General features: G+C 67.5%; 23 protein-coding genes and 3 pseudogenes. 12 read left to right on the forward strand and 14 right to left on the reverse strand.

What is annotated here, in order from left to right:
• Positions 1-8: 8 nt before the first annotated feature.
• From C5F46_RS01995 to C5F46_RS02010, 4 genes and pseudogenes are all read left to right on the forward strand, one after another.
• Entirely contained in the window at positions 9-788 is a 780-nt protein-coding gene (locus C5F46_RS01995; RefSeq protein WP_107323696.1) for an SDR family oxidoreductase, read from the forward strand.
• 79 nt (positions 789-867) lie between these two features.
• Positions 868-1,950 (forward strand): ABC transporter ATP-binding protein, encoded by a 1,083-nt coding sequence (locus tag C5F46_RS02000; protein ID WP_107323751.1) that lies wholly within the window; start codon positions 868-870, stop codon positions 1,948-1,950.
• Positions 1,951-2,502: 552 nt separating this feature from the next.
• A pseudogene (locus C5F46_RS17270) lies at positions 2,503-2,755 on the forward strand (transposase); the annotation flags it as partial.
• Between the two features lie 237 nt (positions 2,756-2,992).
• On the forward strand, positions 2,993-4,213 hold the full coding sequence (locus C5F46_RS02010; protein WP_168796769.1) for an APC family permease: 1,221 nt from the start codon (positions 2,993-2,995) through the stop codon (positions 4,211-4,213).
• Between the two features lie 153 nt (positions 4,214-4,366).
• Here the strand turns inward: C5F46_RS02010 and C5F46_RS17230 are convergent.
• Positions 4,367-4,465 (reverse strand): annotated as a pseudogene (locus C5F46_RS17230) (YcbK family protein); the annotation flags it as partial.
• A gap of 18 nt (positions 4,466-4,483) precedes the next feature.
• On the opposite strand from C5F46_RS17230, the pseudogene C5F46_RS02020 reads away from it, so the two are divergent.
• Both C5F46_RS02020 and C5F46_RS02025 read left to right on the forward strand, forming a co-directional pair.
• Positions 4,484-4,930: pseudogene (locus C5F46_RS02020) on the forward strand (DDE-type integrase/transposase/recombinase); the annotation flags it as partial.
• A 372-nt stretch (positions 4,931-5,302) separates the two neighbouring features.
• The gene (locus C5F46_RS02025) at positions 5,303-6,124 is read left to right on the forward strand and encodes a DUF2059 domain-containing protein (protein WP_168796770.1); all 822 of its coding nucleotides are present in this window, start codon (positions 5,303-5,305) and stop codon (positions 6,122-6,124) included.
• A gap of 2 nt (positions 6,125-6,126) precedes the next feature.
• On the opposite strand, the gene C5F46_RS02030 is transcribed toward C5F46_RS02025, so the two are convergent.
• On the reverse strand, positions 6,127-6,873 hold the full coding sequence (locus C5F46_RS02030) for an SDR family NAD(P)-dependent oxidoreductase (protein WP_107323698.1): 747 nt from the start codon (positions 6,871-6,873) through the stop codon (positions 6,127-6,129).
• Positions 6,874-6,936: 63 nt separating this feature from the next.
• On the reverse strand, positions 6,937-7,899 hold the full coding sequence (locus C5F46_RS16550; protein ID WP_168796771.1) for a TPM domain-containing protein: 963 nt from the start codon (positions 7,897-7,899) through the stop codon (positions 6,937-6,939).
• A gap of 131 nt (positions 7,900-8,030) precedes the next feature.
• Between C5F46_RS16550 and C5F46_RS02040 the strand changes: the two genes are divergently transcribed.
• Positions 8,031-8,489 carry an Lrp/AsnC family transcriptional regulator gene (locus C5F46_RS02040; RefSeq protein WP_107323699.1) on the forward strand — a complete coding sequence of 153 codons (459 nt, stop codon included), beginning with the start codon at positions 8,031-8,033 and terminating at the stop codon, positions 8,487-8,489.
• Entirely contained in the window at positions 8,486-9,100 is a 615-nt protein-coding gene (locus tag C5F46_RS02045; protein ID WP_107323700.1) for a LysE family translocator, read from the forward strand. Before C5F46_RS02040 ends, C5F46_RS02045 begins: the two co-directional genes overlap by 4 nt.
• Positions 9,101-9,159: 59 nt before the next feature.
• On the opposite strand, the gene C5F46_RS02050 is transcribed toward C5F46_RS02045, so the two are convergent.
• From C5F46_RS02050 to C5F46_RS17190, 8 genes are all read right to left on the reverse strand, one after another.
• Positions 9,160-10,332, reverse strand: coding sequence for a pyridoxal phosphate-dependent aminotransferase (locus C5F46_RS02050; RefSeq protein WP_107323701.1), 1,173 nt, complete (start codon positions 10,330-10,332; stop codon positions 9,160-9,162).
• Between the two features lie 64 nt (positions 10,333-10,396).
• A complete protein-coding gene (locus C5F46_RS02055) occupies positions 10,397-11,014 on the reverse strand; it encodes a TetR/AcrR family transcriptional regulator (protein ID WP_107323702.1) in 618 nt (205 codons plus the stop codon).
• A complete protein-coding gene (ppk2, locus tag C5F46_RS02060; protein ID WP_107323703.1) occupies positions 11,007-11,879 on the reverse strand; it encodes a polyphosphate kinase 2 in 873 nt (290 codons plus the stop codon). The genes C5F46_RS02055 and ppk2 overlap by 8 nt, the downstream gene beginning before the upstream one ends.
• A gap of 35 nt (positions 11,880-11,914) precedes the next feature.
• Positions 11,915-12,856 carry an alpha/beta fold hydrolase gene (locus tag C5F46_RS02065; RefSeq protein WP_207186810.1) on the reverse strand — a complete coding sequence of 314 codons (942 nt, stop codon included), beginning with the start codon at positions 12,854-12,856 and terminating at the stop codon, positions 11,915-11,917.
• Complete coding sequence (locus C5F46_RS02070; RefSeq protein WP_107323704.1) at positions 12,846-13,769, reverse strand: homoserine O-succinyltransferase; 924 nt, start codon at positions 13,767-13,769, stop codon at positions 12,846-12,848. The genes C5F46_RS02065 and C5F46_RS02070 overlap by 11 nt, the downstream gene beginning before the upstream one ends.
• 33 nt (positions 13,770-13,802) lie before the next feature.
• Complete coding sequence (locus tag C5F46_RS02075) at positions 13,803-14,666, reverse strand: ATPase (protein ID WP_107323705.1); 864 nt, start codon at positions 14,664-14,666, stop codon at positions 13,803-13,805.
• Positions 14,667-14,764: 98 nt separating this feature from the next.
• Positions 14,765-15,850: a hypothetical protein gene (locus C5F46_RS02080; protein WP_107323706.1), complete on the reverse strand. Its 1,086-nt coding sequence runs from the start codon at positions 15,848-15,850 to the stop codon at positions 14,765-14,767.
• A 118-nt stretch (positions 15,851-15,968) separates the two neighbouring features.
• Positions 15,969-16,100: a hypothetical protein gene (locus C5F46_RS17190; RefSeq protein ID WP_268935645.1), complete on the reverse strand. Its 132-nt coding sequence runs from the start codon at positions 16,098-16,100 to the stop codon at positions 15,969-15,971.
• Positions 16,101-16,145: 45 nt separating this feature from the next.
• Here C5F46_RS17190 and C5F46_RS02085 point away from each other — a divergent pair, with 45 nt between their 5' ends.
• Positions 16,146-17,096 (forward strand): GNAT family N-acetyltransferase, encoded by a 951-nt coding sequence (locus C5F46_RS02085; RefSeq protein ID WP_107323707.1) that lies wholly within the window; start codon positions 16,146-16,148, stop codon positions 17,094-17,096.
• Here the strand turns inward: C5F46_RS02085 and speB are convergent.
• Positions 17,050-18,012, reverse strand: coding sequence for an agmatinase (speB, locus tag C5F46_RS02090; protein ID WP_107323754.1), 963 nt, complete (start codon positions 18,010-18,012; stop codon positions 17,050-17,052). The genes C5F46_RS02085 and speB overlap by 47 nt on opposite strands.
• A gap of 89 nt (positions 18,013-18,101) precedes the next feature.
• Here speB and C5F46_RS02095 point away from each other — a divergent pair, with 89 nt between their 5' ends.
• The gene (locus tag C5F46_RS02095) at positions 18,102-19,067 is read left to right on the forward strand and encodes a TDT family transporter (protein WP_235820056.1); all 966 of its coding nucleotides are present in this window, start codon (positions 18,102-18,104) and stop codon (positions 19,065-19,067) included.
• Between the two features lie 68 nt (positions 19,068-19,135).
• Positions 19,136-20,584: an IMP dehydrogenase gene (gene guaB / locus C5F46_RS02100; RefSeq protein WP_107323709.1), complete on the forward strand. Its 1,449-nt coding sequence runs from the start codon at positions 19,136-19,138 to the stop codon at positions 20,582-20,584.
• Between the two features lie 36 nt (positions 20,585-20,620).
• Here guaB and C5F46_RS02105 read toward each other — a convergent pair whose 3' ends face one another.
• Positions 20,621-21,631, reverse strand: a complete 1,011-nt coding sequence (locus C5F46_RS02105) for an ATP-grasp domain-containing protein (RefSeq protein WP_107323710.1) — start codon at positions 21,629-21,631, stop codon at positions 20,621-20,623.
• A gap of 160 nt (positions 21,632-21,791) precedes the next feature.
• On the opposite strand from C5F46_RS02105, the gene C5F46_RS02110 reads away from it, so the two are divergent.
• Entirely contained in the window at positions 21,792-22,679 is an 888-nt protein-coding gene (locus tag C5F46_RS02110; RefSeq protein ID WP_133618299.1) for a class I SAM-dependent methyltransferase, read from the forward strand.
• Here C5F46_RS02110 and C5F46_RS02115 read toward each other — a convergent pair.
• Positions 22,656-24,611 (reverse strand): tripartite tricarboxylate transporter permease, encoded by a 1,956-nt coding sequence (locus C5F46_RS02115; RefSeq protein WP_107323711.1) that lies wholly within the window; start codon positions 24,609-24,611, stop codon positions 22,656-22,658. The genes C5F46_RS02110 and C5F46_RS02115 overlap by 24 nt on opposite strands.
• Positions 24,612-24,629 lie beyond the last annotated feature (18 nt).

Here is a 24,629-nt window from a genome sequence, read left to right on the forward strand (position 1 = left end):
GGGGAACCATGGATCTGGGGATCAGGGGGCGCCGCGCGCTCGTTTGTGCTGGCTCGAAAGGTCTGGGGCGCGGCTGCGCCGAGGCGTTGGCGGCGGCCGGGGTTGACCTCGTGCTGAACGCCCGCGGCACCACTGCGCTGGAAGCCACGGGGCAACATATCGCCGCGACGCATGGCGTGCGGGTGACGACAGTTGCCGCCGACATCACCACGCCCGAGGGCCGCGCCGAGGTGCTGGCCGCAGCGGGTGCCATCGACATTCTGGTGACCAACGCCGGCGGCCCGCCGCCGGGCTTGTGGAGCGACTGGAGTCGCGAGGATTTCATCGCTGCGCTTGATGCCAACATGCTGACACCCATCGCGCTGATGCAGGCCACGCTTCCTGCCATGATCGCGCAGGGCTGGGGCAGGGTGGTCAACATCACCTCGCAATCAGTGCGCGCGCCGATTGCCGAACTGGGCCTGTCGAACTCGGCCCGCGCGGGGCTGACCGGCTTTGTCGCGGGCACCGCCCGGCAGGTCGCCCCGCAGGGCGTGACGATCAACAACCTCTTGCCCGGCCTGCATGCAACCGACCGCGCCGTGGCGCTTGATGAGCGTGCCGCCGCAGCCCAGGGCATCACCGTGGTCGAGGCCGCCGCTCGCCGCGCGGCCACCATCCCCGCCCGCCGCTATGGCACCGCGGCTGAATTTGGCGCCGCCTGTGCCTTTCTGTGTTCGGCACATGCCGGCTTCATCGTCGGTCAGAACATCCTGCTCGACGGCGGCGCCACCAACATGACGCTGTAGCCGCCCGGTTGCAGCCCGCCGCTGCGCCTGATATCCCACAGATACCCGAGCGAATTGATCGGAAAGCCCGTTGACCGAGATCACCCCGCCGCCGCGCCTTGACGTGCAGAACCTGCACCGCCAGTTTGGCGGCCGCGCGGTCGTCGATGATGTGTCCTTCGACGTGCCGGCGGGGCAGGTCGCCTGCCTCCTGGGCCAATCGGGCTGCGGCAAATCCACAACGCTGCGCATCATCGCCGGGGTGGACATGCAAGATCAGGGCCGCATCTTCGTCGATGGCAACCTGATCTGCGACACCGTCTTCCGCATCCCGCCCGAGCGTCGCTCGGTCGGGCTGATGTTTCAGGATTTCGCCCTGTTCCCACATCTTTCGGTGGCTGAAAACGTAGCTTTCGGCCTGACCGGCAGCCGCAGCGACAAACGCGCCCGCGTCGTGGACCTGCTTGATCGCGTCCACATGGGGCGCCACATCGACAGCTATCCCCACGCGCTTTCGGGCGGCGAGCAGCAGCGCGTGGCGCTGGCGCGCGCGCTGGCCCCCCGGCCCCGCATCCTGCTGATGGACGAGCCGTTCTCGGGTCTCGACGAACGCCTGCGCGACGACATCCGCGACGAAACGCTGGCACTGCTGAAGGAAGAGGGCACCGCCGTCCTTCTGGTCACCCATGAACCGCACGAGGCGATGCGGATGGCCGACCAGATCCTGCTGATGCGCTCAGGCCGCATCGTGCAGCGCGGCGCGCCCTACAACCTCTACAACGCCCCGGTGGACCGCGCGGCGGCGGCCTTCTTTTCCGACCTCAACATCCTGCGCGGCCGGGTCCGCGGCGCGCTGACCGACACCCCCTTTGGCGATTTTCTGACGCCAGGTCTGCCCGATGGCACCGAGGTCGAAATCGTGATCCGCCCGCAGCACCTCAAGATCGACTTCGACCGCGCCGGGCGCGGCCCCAACCCCACCGCGCAGGATGGCACACCAGCCCGCGGCACCGTGATGCGGTCGCGTTTCATGGGGCGCGAAAGCCTTGTCGAATTTCGCATGGATTACGACGGCTCGATCCTCAAGGCGACGGTGCCCAATGTGTTCATGCCCAAACCCGGTATGGCGATGTGGCTGATGATCCGGCGTGACCGCTGCTTTGTCTTTCCCGCCCGCGCGTGATCCCCTTTCATCTTGGCGCAAATATCCTCGGGGGGTGCGGGGGGCAGACGGCCCCCCGCTTTGCCTGTTGTGTTATCGTTCATAACCTCCGTCATGCCATTTCTGAGGCTTTGTTACCGGTGTAGCGAGACAGCAGGATTGACAGTGGCAGACAACAGAATTGACAGTAGATCAGACAGTCGATTTTGCTCCGTTTGCCCCATGCTCACAGATCATTTCTGTCGTCGCGCCCCCGCCCGCCCGGAACGACCATCGGTGAACCGCCTGTTTGCAGACCCTACTGCCATCTGCGTCCAAGCTCACCCCGGCCATGGTTCCCCGCGCCTCGGCCCGCGCATCAGGATTACCGACCACGCTCAGCATCAATTCAGCCTCGGATGCACGCACGGACTTGACCTCGGCTGACACCGCGCATCGGCACTCGGCCTCGCTTTGATAGACCTCTCGCGGGGTTTTCACGGGCCCTTTATCAGCCGCTTTTTCGAGGATTTCGCGCGTGGCGCCGCCCTGCCGATCACGCCACCGACCGCGAACCGTACCGAAACGCGCTCGGGCTTCCCCGAGGCCATCACCGCTGCCTTCCCGCAGGCCATGGTCCTGACCTGCATCGTGCTCTTGTGCGCCACTCCCTGAACTTCTGCTCCTGGAAGGACCGCAAGGCCGTGGCCGGCGATCTGCGCCGGATTTACAGCGCCCCGACCGCCGACCCGGCGAGGCCGAGCTTGATGCCTTCGAGGAAAAATGGGCCGGGAAATACGCGTCCATCGCCCCGGCCTGGCGCCGGGCCCGGCAGGAGGTGATCCCGTTGAGTTGCGCGGTGCGCCCGGTGATACGCGCGGGTTTCTCTGCAATCTGCGCTAGCGGGTTCTGGCACGCCTTCACCCGCTTCCTCGATGATGCGGCTCATCTTCATCGGCAGCGGGGCGCCCTCGGACATGCCGAGGGGTTCCGCGCGGTCCGGGGGGCCGAACCGGTTGACGGATCGGCTGTGCGTCGGTCTTGTGGGCGGGGCTTTCGGGTAATGCAGCGAAGGGGGACGGGCATGGCCGAGATTCGGCTCCAGCGGCAACTGGGTCTGCTTCAGGTGGTTCTTTATGGTCTGGGCGTGACCGTCGGGGCCGGGATCTATGCGCTTGTCGGCGGCACCATCACGCTTGCCGGCGATCATGCGCCGGTGTCCTTCGTTCTGGCGGCGCTGGTCATGGCCTTGCCTGCGGCCTGCTTTGCCGAACTGACCGGGCGTCTGCCCTTTGCCGCAGCCGAGGCGCATTTCGTGCGCGAGGGGCTTGGCTCACGTCGGCTGTTCCTGCTCGTCGGGCTGGGGGTGGCGCTGATCGGCATCGTCTCGACCGCGGCCATCGCGCATGGGGCGGTCAACTATCTGGTGCTGGCGCTGGACCTGCCGGTGCCGCTTTTGCTGGCGCTGGTGATCGGGGGCTGCGGCCTGGTCGCCGCGCTGGGTGTGAAATCCTCGATCGGGATCGCTGGCGCACTGACCCTGATCGAGGTGGGGGGGCTGGTGCTGATCATCGGGGGCGGCTTCTGGGCGGGGCAGGATCTGGCCGGGCAGGCGGTGCGGGCGGTGCCGACGACGCTGTCGCCGACGGTCTGGGCCGGGATCATGGCGGCCAGCCTGCTGGCGTTCTTTGCCTTCATCGGTTTCGAGGACATCGATTCGATCGCCGAGGAGACGATCGACCCGCAACGCACGCTAGCGCGCGGGATCTTCCTGACGCTTGCCATCACGACAGTGCTTTACCTCGGGGTGGTGCTGACGGTCTTGGCGTCGGGTCCGCTGGCCGAGGTCGCCAGCCACCCCGCCCCGCTGACGCTGGCCTTCACGCGCAACACCGGGTTGCCGGAGGTTCTGCTGACGGTCATCGCCTCGTTGGCCACGCTGAATGGGGTGATCGTGCAGATCCTGATGGCGGGGCGGGTGCTGTTCGGGCTTGCGCGCGAGGGCGAACTGCCGCGCGGGCTTGGCCGGCTGTCGCCGCGCAGCGCAACCCCGGTGCGGGCCACGGCGCTGGCGGCCAGCCTGGCGCTTGGCCTGGCGCTGGCCTTTCCCATCCTGCGCTTGGCGGAATGGACATCGGGTCTCACGCTGGGGGTCTTTGCGCTGGTGTGCCTGTCGCTTGCGCGGATCCATGCGCGGGGGGATCCGGCGCCGCCAGGTACCTTTCGCGTCTATCGCTGGGTTCCGGTGGCGGGCGCGCTGGCCTGCATCGGGCTGCTGATCGCGGGTTTTGCGGCCGGCGGCTAGCCCGACGCCGACCCCGGCGTGATGCCCCGGCGGCCCAAAGGAAATGACGGATGTGCGAAGCTGGCGAACCTGCCATCGCGCATGCGCTGAGCAAGAGCATCACGATCAGCGGGGCGGCGGCTGGCGGCATCCAGCATCTGACGTTGGATTTCACGGGGTTTCCGGCACAAAGGGCGTGGCGCGGGGCGCGAAGGGTTCGCCCCAGGACCGAGCGGGGCCAAGGTCGATGTGCATGAAACCCGAGCGGGGATACTCCACCAGGACGTCACCGCGAGCGGGCCGAACCAGAAATGGGCAGGCGACATCACCTATGTCTGGACACGGGAGGGTTGGGTGTATCTGGCTGTGATCCTTGTTCTTTTCTCAAGGCGGGTCATCGGCTGGACGATCAGCACCCGAATCAAACAGGTTCTGGCGCCGAGGGCACTCAATGTGGCAATCGCCCTGCGCAGGCTGCCACCGGGCTGCATTCACCACACGAACCGCAGGTCGCAATACTGCGCACACGATTATCAAAAGCTTCGGCGCAACAACGGGTTCAATGTATCGACGAGTGGGAAGGGGAGTGGGAAGGGCAATTGTTACGACAATTCCGCAGTCGAAAGCTTCTTCAAATCGTTGAAGGCAGAACTTGTCTGGCGTCGCAACTGGCAAACCCGCCGCGAGGTCGAGGTTGCCCTCTTCGAATACGTCAACGGCTCCTGCAACCCGCGCTGAAAACACTCAGCCCTCGGCTGGAAATCACCCGTGGCCTTTGAACAGAGAGCCGCCTAAAATAAGCGCCTGACCGGTACGAAACCGGTGCAGGTCCATTTCAAGCCCTCCTGCATGACATCGCCCGCCACGCCCCTCACCGCCCCGCGGCTCCTGTCTTGCTGATCCATCCGCCCCCTTCCGCCCCCTTCCGCCCTCTTCGGAGGTCTTTCGGTTACCTGCAAAATGTCGTGTCAAACCACACCTATGCCCGCTTCTCGCCGGTCGGGCGGCGGCCGGGCGGCGGCCGGGCGCCGGGTGGACGCGGGGCGGGCTTGGCAAAGCCGGGGCGGGCGGGCAATGTGGCAGGACATGTTCACCGCAGACGAGGGTTTCATGCGTCGCGCCGTCCGGTTCCTTGCCGCTGCCCTGCTGGTGCTCTGCGCTGCCGTGCCGGCATGGGCCGACCCCGCCACGCTGGAGCGGATGCTGCGGCTGGGCGATCTGTTCGAGGTCTTGCGCGACGAGGCGCGGGACTATGGCAGCGATCTGGAGTCGGAGCTGTTTCCGCAGGCGGGCGGCGCGGGCTGGCAGGCAGAGGTTGGGGCGATCCACGCCCCCGAACGGGTGCAGCCGCTGTTTCACGCCCGGTTTGCCGCCTCGCTTGCCGGGGTTGATACGGTGCCGATGACCGCGTTTTATGCCTCCGATCTGGGGCGACGGGTGGTCGGGCTGGAACTGGCGGCGCGGGTGGCGCTGCTGGATGACGCGGTCGAGGAGGCCGCCCTTGCCGCGGTCGAAGAGGCCGCAGCCGCCGACGACCCGCGGCTGGCGGCCGTCACGCAGTTTATCGACGCAGCCGACCTGATCGAGCCGAATGTGATCGGCGGAATGAATGCCAATCTCGCCTTCTACCGGTCGCTGGCACAGGGTGGCGTCTTTCCCTACGAGGTGACCGAGGCCGACATGCTGTCGGATATCTGGATGCAGGAGCCCGAGGTCCGCGCCGAGATGGAGGCCTGGATGACGGCCTATCTGTTTCTGGCCTATCAGCCGCTCTCCGATGCCGAATTGGCGGCTTACACGGCGTTTTCGGCCTCTGAACCCGGCCAGCGGCTGACACGGGCGCTGTTTGACGGGTTCGGCGCGATGTTCGAGGATGTCTCGCGCGAGATGGGACGGGCGGCGGCGGCGCGGATGGTGGGGCAGACGCTGTAGCCTCAGCGCATCCGTAGCGCGCCGTCGATGCGGATCACCTCGCCGTTCAGGTAGCCGCAGGTCAGGATAAAGGCGGCAAGCGCCGCATATTCCGCCGGGTCGCCCAGGCGGCGGGGAAGGGTGACTTCGGCAGCGAGGCTGTCTTGCACCTCTTGCGGCAGGCCCGCCAGCATCGGCGTGGCAAAGATACCCGGTGCAATCGCACAAACGCGGATGCCCTGGCTGGCCAGATCGCGCGCCAGCGGCAGCGTCATTCCTGCGATCCCGGCTTTGGAGGCCGCATAGGCGGCCTGGCCCTTCTGCCCGTCAAAGGCCGCGATCGAGGCGGTGTTGACGATCACCCCCCGTTCCGGTCCGGGGTTGCTGGCCATTTCGGCCGCCGCCAGCCGGATCATGTTGAAGCTGCCCACAAGGTTGATGTTGATCGTGCGGGCGAAGCTGTCCAGCCGGTGCGGCCCGTCGCGGCCCACCACCCGTTCGCCAGTGGCAATGCCCGCGCAGTTGACCAGCGCCGTCAGCCCGCCCATCGCGGCCTTGGCCGTGGCAATCGCCTGCATCGCGCTGGCCTCGGATGTCACATCGACCTCGGCAAAGGTCGCGCCGATTTCGGCGGCCAGCGCCTGCCCGCGCCCGGTGTCGCGGTCCAGCACCGCCACCTGTGCGCCTGCCTCGCGCAGATGCCGTGCGGTCGCTGCCCCAAGCCCCGAGGCGCCCCCGGTCACGATCGCCCGAACCTCTGCCAGTTTCATTCCATTCTCCCGTAACTGAACGCTTGTTCAGAAACTAGCGAAGCGGGGCATGGCTGGCAAGGCTCACCACTTGCCCGAGGCGCCCCCGCCCGAAGACCGCCCGCCGCCGAAATCGCCACCCGATCCGCCCGCCCCCCCGCGGGGCGGCGTGATCTCGCGTTCGCTGCGCCGGGTCCAGCCGCATTGCGGACAGCGGGTGACATGTTCGGCCCGGCCCGGCACGCCGGGGGTCGCCGGGGTCAGCACGGTATCGCTGACCACCAGCCCGCGGCGGGCGCAGTCGGGGCAGGGCTGGGCGCGTTCCCACAGCGCCCCGATCCGGCGTCGGAAAACCACAAACCCTGCGAACAGCGCAAACAGCGCCGGCGGCAGGAACCGCGACCAGTTTGCGCCCGCCGCCTCTGGCAGCGCGACCGGGTCCAGCCCGGCATGGCGGCGCGCAATCCGGTTGACCACTTCGCGGGTGCCCGACTCGATCCCTTGGGAATAGCGCCCGTCGCGAAACGCGGGCAGCATCACCGCGTTGATGATATCCTGTGCGGGAATGTCATATTCCGGGTTGTAGCCTGCGCCCAGCGCAATGCGCATGTCCCGATCTTCGGTCAGCACAAGGATCAGGATACCGTCATTTCGGGTCGCATCCCCGATGCCCCAGACGTTGAACAGTCCGGTGGCAAAGGTGTCGATATCGGGCGCGGGGGTATAGCCCTGCCGTGTGGGCAGGGTCAAAACCGTGGCCTCGATCCCGGTTTGCGCGCGCAGGTCGGTCAGTGCGGTGACAATCCGCGCCTCGGCGGCATCCTCGATCACGGCGGCATAATCGTTGACATACGGGCTTTGCGCCGCGGGCCAAGGCTCGGCCAGCAGGGGCAGGGGGATCAGGACAAGACCCAGCGCCAGACGTTTTGCGGCCGCAACTCCACCATGTTGCGGGCGCTGCCGCGGTCCTCCGCGATCATCACGCGGTCTGTCGGCAGAATGTTTGGTGGCACGTTTCGACCATTGGCGCAGCTGGTCATGGTCCATCGCAGGCTCCTTCCGTTGCACCTGGATTTGGCCATGCATGGGGCGCGGGCGCAAGATGTCGGATCGCGTCTTGAAAAATGACTCCGAATCAGGATAATATACGGTATAAACATCAAAAAGCCGCATAAAGAATGACGCCAGACGATACAGACCGTATCCTGATCTCCGAACTGGCCCGCGACGCGCGCCAGCCGCTGGCGGCGCTTGGCGCCACCGTGGGCCTGTCGCCCTCGGCGGTGAACGAGCGGGTCCGCCGCCTGGCAGAGCGGGGCGTGATCCGGCGTATCATGGCCGATACCGCGCCCGAGGCGCTGGGTCTGGCCGTTGCCGCCTTCGTCTGGGTAGGCCTGGCGCCGGGGGCGGATGAACCCGGATTTCGCGCCGCCATGGTCGCGCATCCGGCGGTGACGGCTTGCCATCATGTCACTGGCGGCTGGTCCTACCTGGTGCAGATCCGGGTGGCCGATCTCGCCGCGGTCGAGCGGTTTCTGACGGACCTCAAGGCAGGCGGCTGGCTGGGTCGGTCGGAAACGATGCTGGCGTTGTCAACTGTGGTCGAACCGCCCTATCGCGCCGGGTGCCAGCCATGACCCTGTTTGCAAAATCGGTCGCCATGGGCCTGGCAATCGCGGCGCCGCTGGGGCCGATCGGGGCGCTGTGCATCCAGCGCACGCTGGCGCGCGGCTTTGCTGCCGGGGTCGCGGGCGGCCTTGGCACGGCGCTGGCCGATGCGCTTTATGCCAGCTTTGCGGCGGCCGGTTTTGCCGCCTTTGCCGCCACACTCACGCAGATCGACACGCCGCTGTCACTGGGGGGCGGGCTGTTCCTGCTGTGGCTGGCCTGGCGCGGTTGGCCGCGCGGCCGCCCCGCCGCCCAACCCGCTGCGGCACCCGAGCCGCGCGGCCTTGCCGCCACCACCGCGATCACCTTTGCCCTGACAATGACCAACCCCGTCACGGTTCTGTCGTTCGCAGCGATCTTCGCGGGCCTCGGCCTTGCCCGGCAACCGGACCCAGCGCAGGCCGCCATCGTCGTCGCGGGCGTCTTTGTCGGCTCGATGCTGTGGTGGGTGGCGCTCTCGGGCCTGGTTGCGACCCTGCATCGACGCCTGCCTGACGGCTTCGCGGTCTGGACGGGGCGCGCCTCCAGCCTGATGATGGCGGTCTTCGGCCTCTGGGCGATCACCCGCCCGCTGATCTGACCCTTTCATCTTGGCGCAAATATCCCGGGGGTCCGGGGGCAGCGCCCCCGGCGCCGCACTCAGCCCCGCAGCGCCTCGGCAAAGCCGCGCAGCCGCGCCAGCGCCGCCTCCAGCGCGCCATCTTCCAGTGTCAGCGCAATCCGCAGATGCCCGGCGGCGGGCGCGCCGAAACTTTCGCCCGGCATCACCGCGATCTGCTCCTGCTCCAGCAGGCGGTGCGCAAATTCCGCGCCCGATAGCCCGGTCGCGCGGATGTCGACCATCACATACATCGCCCCTTCGGGTGGTATCAGCCGGACCGCGGGGCTGTTGCCCAGACCCCGCGCCACGATATCGCGGCGGCGGTGAAACGGCGCGGCAATCGCCGCTTCGAACGCCGCGCCCTGACGCAGCGCGAACAGCGCCGCATCCTGCACAAAGCCCGACACGCCATAGGTCGTGTTGGTGGCCAGCACCGCCACCGCCTCAGCCACCGGTTCGGGTGCCACGATCCAGCCGATGCGCGAGCCGGTCATGGCATGGCTTTTCGACATCGAGCCGATCACCACCACCCGCTCGGCCATGCCGGGCAGGGCGCGTGGGCTGACATGCGCGCCGTTCCAGACCTGGGTGTCATAGACCTCGTCCGAGATCAGCCACAGATCGCGCGCCACGCAGGCAGCGGCGATCTGCGCCACCGTATCGGTGGAATAGATCACCCCTGTCGGGTTGTTCGGCGTGTTGATCAACAGCGTCCTGGCCCCTGCGGCCCGCGCCTCGATCTCGGCCGCTTCGGGCTGGAAGGCGCGGTCTGATCGGGTGGGAACCGCCACCGCCTTGGCGCCGGTGGCGCGGATCGTGCCGGGGTAGGTGGGGTAGAAGGGCGCACAGTAAAGCCCCACATCGCCCGCATCCAGCAGCGCCATGTGGACGGCAAACAGCGCCGCCTGCCCCCCCGGCGTCACCACCACGTTGCGCCAGTTTGTGGGCACGCCGGTGCGCGCCTGCACCCGTGCGGCAATTTCGCGGCGCAAGGGCTCCTGACCGGGGCCGACGGTATAGCCGGTGTTGCCGCTCGCCGCCGAGGCCGCCATCGCCTCCAGAATCGCCGGGTCGGTCTTGATGTCCGGCTCGCCGATGGTCAGGTTCGCCACCCGTTCCCCCGCTGCGATCAGGTCGCGGGCGCGGTAATACACCCCCCAGCCATCCGCGCTGCCGCCGGTGATATGGGAAATGCGGTCTGCGATTTTCATGGTGCCCTCCGGTCTGTGCGGTGCTGTCCAGCATGAAAGCGCCGGGGCCGCAAGGCCTGCCTGTTCAGGTGTCGGCTGCAATCAGGCCCAGCCCGCGCAGATAGATGCCGATGCCGGTTTCCAGCAGGTCGTCGGGCGAAAACGGCGCGCGCGTGCCGGGTGCCGCGCGGCCATAAAGTTCGACGACGCCATGGCTCAGCGCCCAGACATGGGCTGAAAACATCGCCGCAGGCGGGCGCCGCGCCTCGGGGATGTGGCGTGACAGCGCCTCGGCGGCCTGCGCCATGACCGCTTCGGCTCGTTCGGCGGCCTGCGCCAGCAGGGGGGCACGGTTGGGTGACAGCCCGGCCTCGAACATCGCCGTGTAATGACCGGGAAAGCGGCGGGCAAAGGCCAGATAGGCCCGCCCCACCGCACCGAAGGCCACCAGCGCCGAGGGCTGTCCCCCCGCCCAGGCGTGTTCCATCAGATCGGCAAAGATCGCATAGCCTTGCCGCGCGCATTCAGCGATCAGATCGTCGCGTCCTTCGAAATGGCGATAGACCGCCGCCGGGGTCACGCCGGCCGATTTCGCCGCCTCTGACAAGGTGAAGCCCTGCGGCCCGCGCGTCTCGATCAGGTCCAGCGCCGCCTCGACCAGCGCCTGGCGCAGATTGCCGTGGTGATAGCCCTGTTTAGGCATCCAAAAGCCCGATCCCGTCGACAATGCGGCGGTCGATGGCGCCAATGGCATCTGTGGTCTTGCCCGCGTAATCGACCGCATTGAGAACGGTCTGGATCGCCGCGATCCGGGCGCGGTGCTTGTCATCCGACCGGATCACCGTCCAGCGCGCCTCAGGCGTGTCCGTGCGATGCAGCGTCTCGTGGATCGCGGCGCTGTAGGCGTCCCATTTCTTCAGCCCCTCGACGTCGATCCAGCTGAGTTTCCACTGTTTCAGCGGGTCTTTCTCGCGGTCCAGAAAGCGGCGCAACTGTTCGGCGCGGCTGACCTCCAGCCACAGCTTGACCAGAATGAACCCCTCATCGACCAGCATCCGTTCGAAATCGGGCAGTTGCCGGAAGAATCGCTCACGCTCGTCGGCGGTGCAAAAGCCGAACACATGCTCGACCACGCCGCGGTTATACCAACTGCGGTCGAACAGCGCGAATTCGCCGGCGCCGGGCAGCCAATCGACATAGCGTTGAAAATACCACTGCCCCGCCTCGCGTTCGCTGGGTTTGGGAAGCGCCACGATATAGGCCGAGCGCGGATTGAGGTTTTCGCGCATCCGCTCGATCGTGCCACCCTTGCCCGCGGCATCGCGGCCCTCAAAGACCACCACCAGCCGCTGGCCACTCTCGCGCAGGCCCCACAGCATCTTGACCAGTTCGATCTGAAGCGCCTCCATCAGCGGCGCGGCCTCGTTTTTGGTCATCTCGCGCCGGTAGGGGTAGGAGGGAGGCAAAATGTCCTTGCGATGCGCGCGGGCGATGGCCTGGCGGACGGCCTCGGGCGCCTCGTCGTTCAGAAAACGGGTGATTTCGCCCACAAAGGGAATGTCGGTCATGGCGGCCTCTTGCGCAGCTTTGGCGCAGTATGGCCTCAGCCCGGCGCCATGGCCAGAGCGGCGCGGTCGATTGCCGCGATCACGGCATCGGGGGCGACATGATGCGGCATGTGGCCGATGCCGGGCAGCAGCGTCAGGTGCGCCCGCGGCAACAGCCGTGCGGCAGCCTCGGCATGGATATGGGCGGGCACGATCCGGTCGGCCTGCCCGTGGATCAGCTCGACCGGCAGCCCAAGGCCCGGATAGTGGCGCGCCATGACGCGCAGGTAGGGCTTGAGCCCGTTCACCTGCCGGGCGTTCAGGTGATAGGTGTCGCGCCGCAGGATCAGCCCCACCCCCAGATGCGCGCCATAACCCGGCGGCACCGGCTGCGGCGCAAACACCGACCGCAGCGCCGAGGTGATCTGCCCCGGCGGGGCAAAGGCCGTGATCAGCGGCACCAGCAGCGCCCGCCCCAGCCGCGAGGCGGTGGCCGGATAAAGCGGCCCCAGCCCGCCGGGCCAGGGCATCGCCGCGCCCGATACCAGCACCAGTGCGCCGGGGGCGACCGGGCCACCGGCCAGCGCCCAGGCCAGCGCCACCGCGCCGCCATAGCTGTGGCCGAGCACGATGGGTCGGGTGACACCCAGCGCCGCCGCGGCTGCCGCCAGCCGCCGGGCCTGAGCGGCAGGGTCTTCCAGCCCCGGCCCGCCGGTGGAATGGCCCAGCCCCGGCCGGTCCAGTGCCGTGACGCGGTAGCGCCGGGCCAGCCGCTGTGCAAAGCCCATAGTGAAATCGTTCAGGTTGCCCGAAGCGCCATGGATCAGCACGAGATCGGGGCCAGCCCCCATCTGCACCGCATGAATGCGCCCGCCCGGCACCTCGATGATCTGCCCGATCGGCGGATGTGCCCCAAGCGCCGCCTGTTCGCGCGCCCGCGCCCGCAGATGCGTGGCCAGCGCCGCGGCGCTCGCGGCAAGGGCCAGTTCAACCACCAATTGCCGACATGTCGTAGGGCGTGGACTGATAGATCTCGTTCACCCAGTTGCCGTAAAGCAGATGCGCATGGCTGCGCCAGCGGTTCAGCGGCGCCCGCGCCGGGTCATCGCCGGGGTAATAATTGACCGGCACCCTGATCGCCTTTCCGGCAGCCACATCGCGGTCGTATTCCTCTTTCAGCGTGCCGCTGTCGTATTCGAAATGGTTGAACACATACAGGGCCCGGTGCGCGGCATCCTCGATCAAGCATGGTCCCACCTCGTCCGAGGCCAGCAGCGTTACCAACCCCGGCACGGCGTCGATCTCGGGCTGGCGCATCTCGGTCCAGCGGCTGACCGGGATCAGAAAATCATCGGAAAAGCCGCGCAGGTAATGCGAGGTGGGTGCGCAATTGCGATGGCGAAAGCAGCCAAAGGCCTTTTCGGCCAGCATGTGCTTTTGCACGCCGTGAAAGTGATAGGCCATCGCCATTCCGCCCCAGCAGACGCCAAAGGTGGAATGCACATGGGTCTGGGTCCAGTCAAAGACCCGGCGCAATTCATCCCAGTAGGTGACCTCTTCGAACGGCAGATGCTCGATCGGAGCGCCGGTGATGATCAGCCCGTCCAGCTTTTCACCCGAAGCCTCGACCTCGGCAAAGGGGCGGTAGAACGCCGCCATATGCTCGGCGGCGGTGTTTTTGGTGGCGTGATCGGTCATGCGGAGCAACTGAAAGTCGATCTGCAACGGCGTGGCGCCGATCAGTCGGGCAAACTGGTTCTCGGTCTGAATCTTTTTCGGCATCAGGTTCAGCAACCCGATCCGCAGCGGCCGGATGTCCTGCATCGCCGCGCGGCCCGGCGACATCACCATCACGCCCTCGCGGCTCAGGATGTCATAGGCGGGCAGGCTCTCGGGCAGGGTGATGGGCATCGTCGTCTCCTTCGACCTGTCGAGATAGGCCGTTCAGGCCCGCGCCTCAAGCGCCTCGGCGATCAGATCGTCGAAATCGGCGGCGCTGCGCACCTGTGCCACGGCGCTGGCCTTGAGCGTCAGTCCCCAATTGTCGGCCATCGCCCGATAGCGCGGCTGGCGATGCGCCAGCGCGCGTGCGAAGGTCCAGCGCACAAAGGCGTCTGGGTCTACCTCTGCCTCGGTCAGGCCCCGTTCGGCGCGATAGTCGGCCCAGGCGGCGGCCAGAAATTCGGGCTGGTAATACATCGGCTTTGGCGCGCGATCAAAGCGGCGCACCAGTTCGGCGGTGTGGTCCTCGGTGCCCTCGATCCAGACCATCAGCAGGTTGTTGGACAAGGCCTTCAGCACCGGATCCGCGGGGTTTTCGGGCTCCACCACCTCACAGATCGAGCCGCCGCTGTCGCAGACGAAATTGGCGTAGCCATAAATGTCTTCGGCGCGGTGGATGAAATGCGGGGCGTCCAGCAGCGCGGCGATTTCGGCCACGCGATGCTGATCCTGCCGGATCATGTAATCGGCAAAGGGCAGGCCGCCCAGATCGGGGTTGCCGGGCTTGCCCAGATAGGTGGACAGCGGCGCCAGATTGTCAAAGGTGATGTTCGAGGCGATATAGACCGAGTCGGTCATCAGCAATTCGCGCAAGAGCGGCACCTTCATCGCAGCGCGCTTGAAGTTGTCGGCGATATGTTCGCCCATGTAGCGCGTGCCGATGCGGTAATCGACCGAATAGTGAAACCACCCGCCCGATCCGCGCAGCAGGCTGGCCACATGGGTCTTGCCCAGGCCCGACATGCCGAACAAGAGCACCCGCTTGCGGTCTGCCGCCCGCCAGTCTGCTGCGCTGGAATAGATCATGCCCGCCCCCCTTTGCTTGCGCCGGTTTAACGTGGGCGCGTGCGGGCGTCACGGGGTTTTCGCAGGAAAAAGCCCCGCCGCGGCGGGGCCTTCAAGGCTCAGAAACTCATGCCGATGCGGATACCCGCGCCCCAGCCCGAGTTGTCGGCAAACTCTGCCCCGATCCGAGTCGTTGCATCACCGATCTCGACATAGCGCAGGCCGCCGGTGATCTTGAGGTTGTCACGGGTGTAGGTGGCGGCCAGCCCGACCGATTTCATCCCGTCATGCGGCCCGAGGTTCCCGGTGATGTCGCCGTTCGGGTCTTCATAGCCCAGGATCACGGCGCCCGACCAGGTTTCGTTGAACTTCCGGCCAAGGCCCAGCGTGTAGGTGGTCACGTCGCTTTTGTAATCCACCAGACTTCCACCAAGGACCGTTGCATAGTCATCCGGCGCGATCTTGAACGCCGACCAGTCCACCCAGCGGATCGACCCGAACAGCAGCGTGTCGGCCGCGACCCCGGTCTGGAATTCGAGGTTCAGCGATTGCGGAACTTCTGTCTCGAAGCCCGAAACCCTGTTGGCTCCCAGCGGCGAGGTTTCAGTCGCGGTAAAGTCATGCGTGATGGCCGAGTTGTAGGTCAGCGCGACACGGGCGGCGATTTCGGGCTTTTCCCAGGCGATGCCAAGAACATAGCCGAAATCCGTCTCGGTCGAGGACTGCATGTCGTAAGTGATCGGTGGCAGCGGCGCGGACAGCGGGATCGATACCACACCCTTGGTGCGCAGCGCCCGGACACCGCCGATCAGGCTGACATTCGAGGGCAGTTTGTAGCGCAGCAGCGCGGTGATGGCGTTGGCGTCGACTTCCGCTGTGGTTCCGCGCAGCGCATAGGTGCCGGTCGCCGGATAATCGACATTTGCCCCGATCGGCTGATCAAAGATGATCGCAAGATCCAAGGTGTCGCTCAGCGCCTGTTTGTAGGCCAGGGAAACCCCCGTCCAGTCGCCGGCCATGTCGCCCGAAGCCTGACCAAAGGCAGTGCCTGAAACATCGGGCGCGAAATGGCCAAAGCTCAGTTCCGCATAGCGCCCCTTTTCGAACAGGATGCCGACCGACTGGTTGGTTCGCTCAATGCCGCCCGCAAGGGCGCCTCCTGCGGTCAGCGCCAGCGCGCTTGCCGCCCATACAACACGTCTCATGTGACCCTCATCCCTGCGTGTGTCTTTTTTTCGTTCGGAAAGCCTAGCAAGTTGCATCCTTCCGTCAATCAACGGGCTGGTGTGACGCAGCGTCGGGTTGTCGCGGCCCGGCCCGCGGTCAACCGCAAAGCCACGCCAGACCCAGCCCCGCCAGATAAAGCGCCGACAGGCCGCAGGCCACCAGCAGCGCGACCCAGGGCGTCAGCCGCGGGGCAGGGGCGTGGAATCGGGGGCCTGGGGGCTGCGTCATGGCGGCATTAAGCACGTCTTAGCTTTCGCATGTCTTAACAGCGCCATGGACCCTGTCGAACTGCGCCCCAGCCTGATGAACGCCGCCGCCTGGACCGCGGCGCTGGCAGGCCATGCCGCGGCGATGCAGCAACATTGGGCGTATGGTGCCGCCGCGGAGGCGCTGGGCCGACGGGTGCTGCGGTGCGAGGTCTGGCAGGGCGGCGCGCGCTTGGGGCTGGTGCAGATGCTGGAGCGGGGGCCGCGCGCGGCGCCGCTGCGCCTGATCCTGCGCGGGCCGGTCTGGACTGGGCCGCCGCCGCCCGCGCGCATCCAGCGCGCCACGCTGCGGGTGCTGGGGCGGGGGGCAACGCTGGCCACGCCGGAACAGCCGGTGGCGGGGGCCGGGCTGATCCCGCTGATCACCCCGCGTCACATCGCCCGGCTGGACCTGACGCCGCCGCCCGCGGTGCTGCGCGCCGGGCTGTGGGGCAAATGGCGCAACCGGCTGGTGGTGGCCGAGGCGGCGGGGGTGACCGTCCGGCAGGAAGAGGGGCAGCCGCGCGATTATCGCTGGCTGCTGGCGGCCGAGGCGGCGCAGCGCCGCGCGCGGGGCTATCGCGCGCTGCCTGCGGGGTTCGTGTCGGTCTGGGCTGCGGCGGGGGGCGGGCTGCGCCTGTTCACCGCGCGCGATACGCCGGGCGGCGGGCCGCCGCTGGCGGCGATGCTGTTCTTGATCCATGGCGACGGTGCAACCTATCAGATCGGTTGGACCGGGGCCGAGGGGCGGGCGGCCAAGGCGCATAACCTGATCTTGTGGCAGGCGCTGCTGGCGTTGCGGGCCGAGGGGGTGCGCAGCCTCGATCTGGGCGATCTGAACAGCGAGGCGGCGCCCGGCCTTGTCCGCTTCAAACTGGGCTGCGGGGCGGTGCCGGTCGCGCTGGGCGCGACCTGTCTTGTCATTCCCTCTGTTACCCTTTCACGATGCGGGCGTGGAACACAAAGCCCAGAAGATTGAGCAGCACCTGCGCGGCGAGGATCGAGGTCGAGCCGGTCGGGTCGTAATCGGGCGCCACCTCCACCAGGTCGATGCCGACCACCTCATGCGTCCGGGCAGCGCCCTGAAGGATCTCCAGGATCTCGTAATACAGGAACCCGCCGTGGCTGGGCGTGCCTGTGCCCGGCGCGATCGAGGGGCAGAATCCGTCGATGTCGATGGTGATGTAAAGCCGCGCGCCCGCAGGGATTCGGGCCAGCACGCCCTGGGCGCCAAGCGCCCGCACCTGCCGCACCGAAAGGATGTCGTCGCCCATGGCGCGCGCGGCCTCATAGCCCTCAAAGGTGGTGGAGCTGACATTGCGGATGCCTAGCGCGGTGATGCCGGTCACATGGTCCTGTTCGGCGGCGCGGCGCATCGGGTTGCCGTGGCCGTGGCGCACCCCGTGGCGCACATCGACGAAGTCCAGATGCGCGTCGATCTGCAAGATGTGGATCGGCCCGCGTCCTGCAAAGGCGCGAATACAGGGGATGTTGACCGAATGGTCGCCCCCGATCACCACCGGCAGTGCGCCTGCGTCAAGGATGGCCCGCACACCGGTTTCAATGTTGGCGTGGCTGGTTTCGGTGTCGGTATGCACGATGTCGGCGTCGCCGATATCGACAATGCGCACCTCGGGGCCAAGGTAGGTGCAGTCATCTTCGTGGTCATAGGCCCCGGCATGACCAAAGCTGAACAAGGTGCTGGCCTCGCGCACGCCGCGCGGGCCGAACCGGGCGCCCGCGCGAAACTGGGTGCCCATGTCGAAGGGCGCGCCCAGAATGGCCGCATCGGCCTCGATCTGGCTCCAGTCTGGTTGATAAGGCCTTTTTCCAAAAGTGGAAATCCCGACAAAGGGCAGGTTCAGACGCCCCGTTTCATGGCTGTGTCCGGTCATCATGTGCCCCCTTGGTTGCGACAAGCCTTTGACCAGCTCCGAAAAAAAGGCAAGTTGAGCCGCGACGCGTTACAGACAGGATGCGACCCATGGCCTTCAAACCCCCGGCGCCGACCCCTAAAGGGCTATGGCGGCGCACCCCGCCTGCGATTTTCCCGGTTATGCTGGGGCTTTTGGGGCTGGGGCTGGCCTGGCGCCGCGGTGCGGGCGAATTCGGGGTGCCGCTGGCTGCGGTGGAAGGGTTCATGGGGGCGGTTACGCTTCTTTTTCTCTTTGGAGCATTGGCTTACGCGGTAAAATTCGCGCGACGCCCTGGGATGATCATCGACGAGTTGCGGGTGCTGCCGGGGCGTGCAGGCGTCGCGGCGGGGGTGTTGTCGGTCTATCTGCTGGCGGGCAGCCTTGGCCCCTATGCGCCGGATGAGGCGCGCCCGGTGCTGCTGCTGGGCTTGGCTCTGCATCTGGCGCTGATCGGGCTGGTGCTGGTGGGCTTTGCCCGCGGCCCGGTCGAACAACGCCGTGTAAACCCAGTCTGGCATTTGCATTTCAGCGGTCTGGTGGTGGCGGCGATGGTGGCGCAGGGGCTGGGGGTGGCGGCGCTGGTGGCACCGTTGTTCTGGGGTGCGCTGGGTGTGGCTGTTGCGATCTGGGCGGTCAGCCTTGATCAGTTTCGCCGCGAAACCGTGCCTGCGCCGCTGCGCCCGCTGCTGGCGATCCATCTGGCGCCGCTGTCGCTGCTGGGGACGGTGGCGCAGGGGATGGGGTTCACCGGGCTTGCACTTGGTTTTGGGGTGCTGTCGGCGCTGCTGCTGGCGGCGCTGGTTCTGGGTGGGCGCTGGCTGCTCGCCGCCGGGCAAAGCCCGCTGTGGGGCGCGCTGACCTTTCCGCTGGCCGCCACAGCCAGCTTCTGGTTGACCCTTGGCGGGGTCTGGCGGTTGCCGGGGGGGCTGTTGCTGGTGGCGGCCACGCTGGCCATCCCGCCGATTGCGGTTTTCGTGCTGAAACTCTGGGCCAAGGGGCAGTTGGCGGTAAAAACCAACGCCGCCATCGCCTGAGGGGCTTGCCAAACCGCGCGCGGCGTGAAAGGGGGAACCGCCAAACGAAAGCTGCCAAGGAGGCATCCATGCAGATTCGCGAGGCGCTCACCTTTGATGACGTGCTTCTGGTTCCGGCCGCATCTTCGGTGCTGCCGTCCGAGGCCGATGTGACCACGCAGGTCACCAAATCCATCCGGATGAACATTCCGCTGCTGTCCTCGGCGATGGATACGGTGACCGAGGCGCGCATGGCCATCGCCATGGCGCAGGCCGGGGGCATCGGGGTCATCCACCGCAACCTTGGTGTCGAAGAGCAGGCCAACGAGGTGCGCCGCGTCAAGCGGTTTGAATCGGGCATCGTCTACAACCCGATCACCCTGACCCCCGACCAGACCGTGGCCGATGCCAAGGCGTTGCAGGACCGCTACAACGTCACCGGCTTTCCGGTGGTGGATGGGCGCGGCCATGTGGTGGGCATCGTCACCAACCGCGACATGCGCTTTGCCTCTGATGACCGCACCCCGGTGCGCGCGGTGATGACCGCCGACAATCTGGCGATGCTGACCGAGCCGGCCGATCTGGACGAGGCCAAGGGGCTGATGAAGGCCCGCCGCATCGAAAAGCTGCTGGTGACCGACGGGCAGGGCAAGCTGACCGGCCTGCTGACGCTGAAGGATACCGAAAAGGCGGTGCTGAACCCGCATGCCTGCAAGGACGAACTGGGCCGGTTGCGGGTGGCCGCAGCCTCGACCGTGGGGGATGCGGGGTTCGAGCGTTCGGCCGCGCTGATCGACGCGGGGTGCGACCTGATCGTGATCGACACCGCACATGGCCATTCCGAGGGTGTGGCCAAGGCCGTGGAACGCATCAAGGCGTTGTCGAATGCGGTGCAGGTGGTCGCGGGCAACGTGGCCACCGCCGAGGCGACGCGCGCGCTGATCGGCGCCGGGGCCGATGCGGTCAAGGTCGGCATCGGGCCGGGCTCGATCTGCACCACGCGGATCGTGGCGGGCGTGGGGGTGCCGCAACTGACCGCGATCATGGATGCGGCCTTGGGGGCGGGCGATGTGCCGATCATCGCCGATGGCGGCATCAAGTATTCGGGCGATTTCGCCAAGGCGATCGCTGCCGGGGCAAGCTGTGCAATGGTGGGGTCGGCGATTGCGGGCACCGATGAATCGCCCGGCGAAGTCATTTTGTATCAGGGCCGCAGCTTCAAAAGCTATCGTGGCATGGGCAGTCTGGGGGCGATGGCGCGCGGCTCGGCCGACCGCTATTTCCAGAAGGATGCGGCGTCCGACAAGCTGGTGCCCGAAGGGATCGAGGGGCAGGTGCCTTACAAAGGCTCCGCCGCGGCGGTGGTCCATCAGTTGGTCGGCGGTCTGCGCGCCGCCATGGGCTACACCGGCAACCGCACCGTGGCCGAGATGAAGGGCGGCTGCCAGTTCGTCCGCATCACCGGCGCCGGGCTGAAGGAAAGCCACGTCCACGACGTGCAGATCACCCGCGAAAGCCCGAACTACCGGCTGGGCTAAGCCGCCCCGCCAGACCGCCGCGCAACCTGGCCAGCCTCAGGCGCCGCCGCGCCCAAGCTGCCAGGCGCGCGCGGCCCAAAGCCTGCGCCCGATCCCCGACCAGCGCGCGGTCTGGATCTGGCGGTGGCAGTCTTTGGGGGGCAAGAAGCGGATCGTGCCCCCGGCAGGGCCTTGCGGCCCGATCGCCGCAAAGGCCGCCGCTACGCGGGCGAGGATCAGTTCGCGCCGCTCGGCGCGCTCGCCCCCGGCCCGGTCAAAGCGCGGAAAGGTCGGGTTCGGGTTCACCTCGAAGATGACGGGCACACCGTCGCGCAGAGTATAGTCGATCCGGCCGAATTGCAGATCGCCGATATCGGTTGCCTGTCGCAGAAATTCATGGTGCGGGTTGTCGCGCACAAAGGCCAGTTCTTCGGCGGCGAAGGCGGCCGAGCTGACCCCTTTGGATGATTTCACCACCCAGTCGGGGCTGCGCAGAATGTGCTGCGGGATGATCGCATCGCCAATGCGGAAGGCGCCGTATTTGCGAAAGCCGCCCTCGGCATCGGCGCTGGCCTCAAAGCTGACGGCGATGCGCCGTTTCAAGGGCCGCTGGGTAGCGCGCAGATGCGCAAGGGCCGCGTCGAAGTCTTCGGCTGTGTGCAGTAGCCCGGTTTCGGCGCCAAGACACCCGTCTTCCAGCCGCAGGAAGACCGGATAGCGAGTGGGCCGGTCACCGCCGTCAAGCCGCGTCACCTCGACCGGGTTCAGCCCGGCCCGGTGCAGCCGTCTGAGCAGCGCATAGCGTTCGGCGGCATCGGCGGGGTGGTTCAGCACACGCGTCTGCGGGTCGCGCCGCAGGGCGGCATCGGCCATTGCGGCGGCGGCCATCATGCCGAAACCGTCCAGAAACTCGAAATCGGTGAATATCAGCGTGCCAGCCGGAAAGGCCAGCCGCCGGAACGCCTGCTGATAGGTGACGGGCGTGATCGGCGGCAGCCGTCCCTTGGCCGAGGCCAGCATCTTGAGCAGCGGATTGCGGTTCAATTCGTGAATGAATACGACGATCATGCGGGGTGGTCCGGGGTCGGGGTTGCGAGGGCACAGTGCGGGCGCAACACGGGGGATGCAAGCGATTGGTCGCATCACCGGGCATGGCAGCTTGGCCTAAGGTGCCGGGGGCCTGAGGTGCCGGGGCAGGGCCGTGGGCCGCAGTGCGAAAGGGCAGGGAATGACGCTGACAGACCAATCCGCCACAGTGGCGCCGTCAGAACCGCTGGAAGGACTGGCGCGGTTCGCGTTCGAGGCGGCGCCGCGGTTGTGCGACCCGGCTCATGGCTGCGCACCTTATCACCGCGCCTGGAGCATGATCCGCCTTCTGATGAAGGGCGGCGCGCTGCCCGCGGGCGAGGAGTTTTTTGCGCCCCGTCTGGTTGCGGCAGCGCGGGGCGGGGTGTGCCGGGTGCTGTTGTCTGGGGCGGCCGATACCGGGCTGGCGGCGCTGGTATTGCGCGCGCTGGGCGCCGCGGGGGTCCGGCCGCAGATCGTTCTGGCCGATCGTTGCGCGACGACGCTGGAACAGAACCGGCGCTTTGCCGCGCAGATCGGGGCCCGGTTCGAACTGCATCACGGCGATCTGGCGGGCCTTGATTGCGCGCCGGTCGATGCGGTCGTGATGCATTCGGTTCTGCATTTCATTCCGCCCGAGGCGCGGGCCAGTGTGGTGGCCTCATGGGCGCGGGTGTTGCGGCCGGGTGGGGAGCTGATGGGGTTTCAGCGCCTGTCTGGCGCCGCGCGCAGCCGCGATCCGGCGGGTATCGCGATCAGTGCCGCCGGGCTTGAGGCGGCGGCGCTAGCCTATGGCTTCGATCCGGCAGAGGCGGCGCAGATCAGGCTGGCGGGGGCCGCCTTCTGGGCGGCGCGGCTGACCCATGCGCCCAGCGATCCCGATGCGTTTCGGGGCCTGCTGGCCCGCGCGGGGTTCGACCTGATGGAGATCGTCACGCCCGATGCGGCGCAGACCGGCTCGCCCGTGCATCTGGCGGGGCAGTCGGGGCCTGGCCCGCAAAGCCTGTTCGCGGCGCGCCGCCGCGGCCTAGACCAGCCCGCCCCAGGCTGAGGCGAGAAGCGACGGCGGCAGCCGGATCGCCGCCACCCGCTCAAGGTAGAGCGCCACGCCCGCCCCGGCGGCCCCGGCCCAGACCGCGGCCCGCACGATCCGCCAGCGGCCCGCGGGCGTATCCAGCACGACCCAGACCCCGACCAGCGCCGCCAGTGCCAGCGGCAGGCCCAGCAGCCAGATACCCAAGGGCAGCGCCGCCAGCGCCACAAAGGGCAGGCGGTGGGCCGCGGGCAGCGCGGCCCCGGCCAAACCTCCGCCCGCGCGCAGCCCGCGTGTCAGGATCAGCGCCAGCACCGCCACCGCCGACCACACCAGCGTTTGCGCAAAGCCCGAATAGGCCGGGGCGCCGGTCAGGCTGATCACCGCCAGCCCCAGCGCCAGCACCAGCAGCAGCGCGGCAAAGACCGGCTCGGCCCGCGCTGCGGGGCCGCGCTGGGCGGCGGTGCCCGCGGCGGGCTTGCGCAGCATCCACCACAGCGACAGCGCGATCAGCCCCAGCACGATCAGCACGCCGGGCCGCTGTAGCGGCTGCAACCGCCCCACCTCCAGCAACTGCTGCGATAGCTGAAGGTTCGTTTCGATGAACCCGCCCAGCACGAAAGCGATCACGAAGGGAATGCGCGGCCAGTCAAAGCGTTTGAACAGATAGCCCAGCAGGGCAAAGCCCACCGCCACATGCAGATCGGCCAGCGTGCCGTTCAATTGCACCGAAGTAACCAGCGCCACCAGCAGCACCGGCAACGCCAGCCGGTCGATGCGCAGCCGCGTCAGCCGCGCAGCCTGCGGCGCCAGGGCCAGCCCCAGCGCCGATGTCACGAGGTTTGACAGCAGCAGCGCGAAGATCAGCGTATAGCTGAGCCCCAGCCCGCTGGTCAGCATCGGTGCGCCCGGCGTAAGCCCGTGAATCGTCAGCACCGACAGCAAGATCACCCCGCCCTCGCTGCCCGGCAAGCCAAAGGCCAGAACCGGCAGCAGCGAGCCGCCGTCTTTCGCATCGACCGCCGCTTCTGGTGCGATCACGCCGCGGATGTCGCCTTGGCCAAAGCGGGCGGGGTCGGCGCCCCGGCCCTGCGCGGCCTGGGCATAGGCCACGAAACTTGCCACCGTGCCGCCAACGCCGGGGATCATCCCCACCGCCGTTCCGATCAGCGCCGACCGCCCCGTCAGGCCCCAGTGCCGAAATACCGCACGGATGCCGGCGCGTGCCGAATCCCGGCTGGCATCGACGGGCGCGACCGGCTTCAGATCATAGCTGCGCCGCCACGAAATCACCTCGGCCAGCGTGAAAAAGCCCAGCAGCATGGCGACATGGCCAAAGCCCTCGAACAAGGCGAAGGCTCCGAACGTCCAGCGTGGCGCACTGCTGACCGGATCGCTGCCCACCAGCGCCAGCGTCAGCCCCAGTAGCGTTGCCGCCAGCGCCCGAAGGGCCGAGGCATTGGGCACCGCGATGATCGCCACAAGGCCCCACAGCCCGAACAAAAACCGTTCGGCAGGCCCGAACTGCAACAGGAGCGGCCGCACCGCGGGCAGCAGCGCGATCAGCACCAGAACCCCGATCAGCGAACCGACCGCCGAGGCGGTGGCGGATGCGGCAATCGCCATCCGCGCCTGCCCGTCGCGCGCCATCGGGTGGCCATCCAGCAGCACCGCGGCGCTGGAGGCATTGCCCGGAATGTTGAACAGGATCGCGGTGATCGAGCCCATGAACGTGGCGCCCCCGGTCAGCGCGCCAAACAGCAGCAGCACCGAAACCGGCTCCCAGGTGACCGTCACCGCGATCATGATCGCGGCCAGGCTGGCTGCGCCGATGCCCGGCAGGAACGACGGGATCATCGCCAGCACCGTCCCCAGCAGCGGGATCAGGATGTTGGGCCAGGAGAAGACATTTGCCAGACCGATGCCCAGGGGGTCGAAAAACTCGGTCACGTCAGCGTTCCGTTCCTG

The organism is Phaeovulum veldkampii DSM 11550, from assembly GCF_003034995.1.
GTDB lineage: Bacteria > Pseudomonadota > Alphaproteobacteria > Rhodobacterales > Rhodobacteraceae > Phaeovulum > Phaeovulum veldkampii.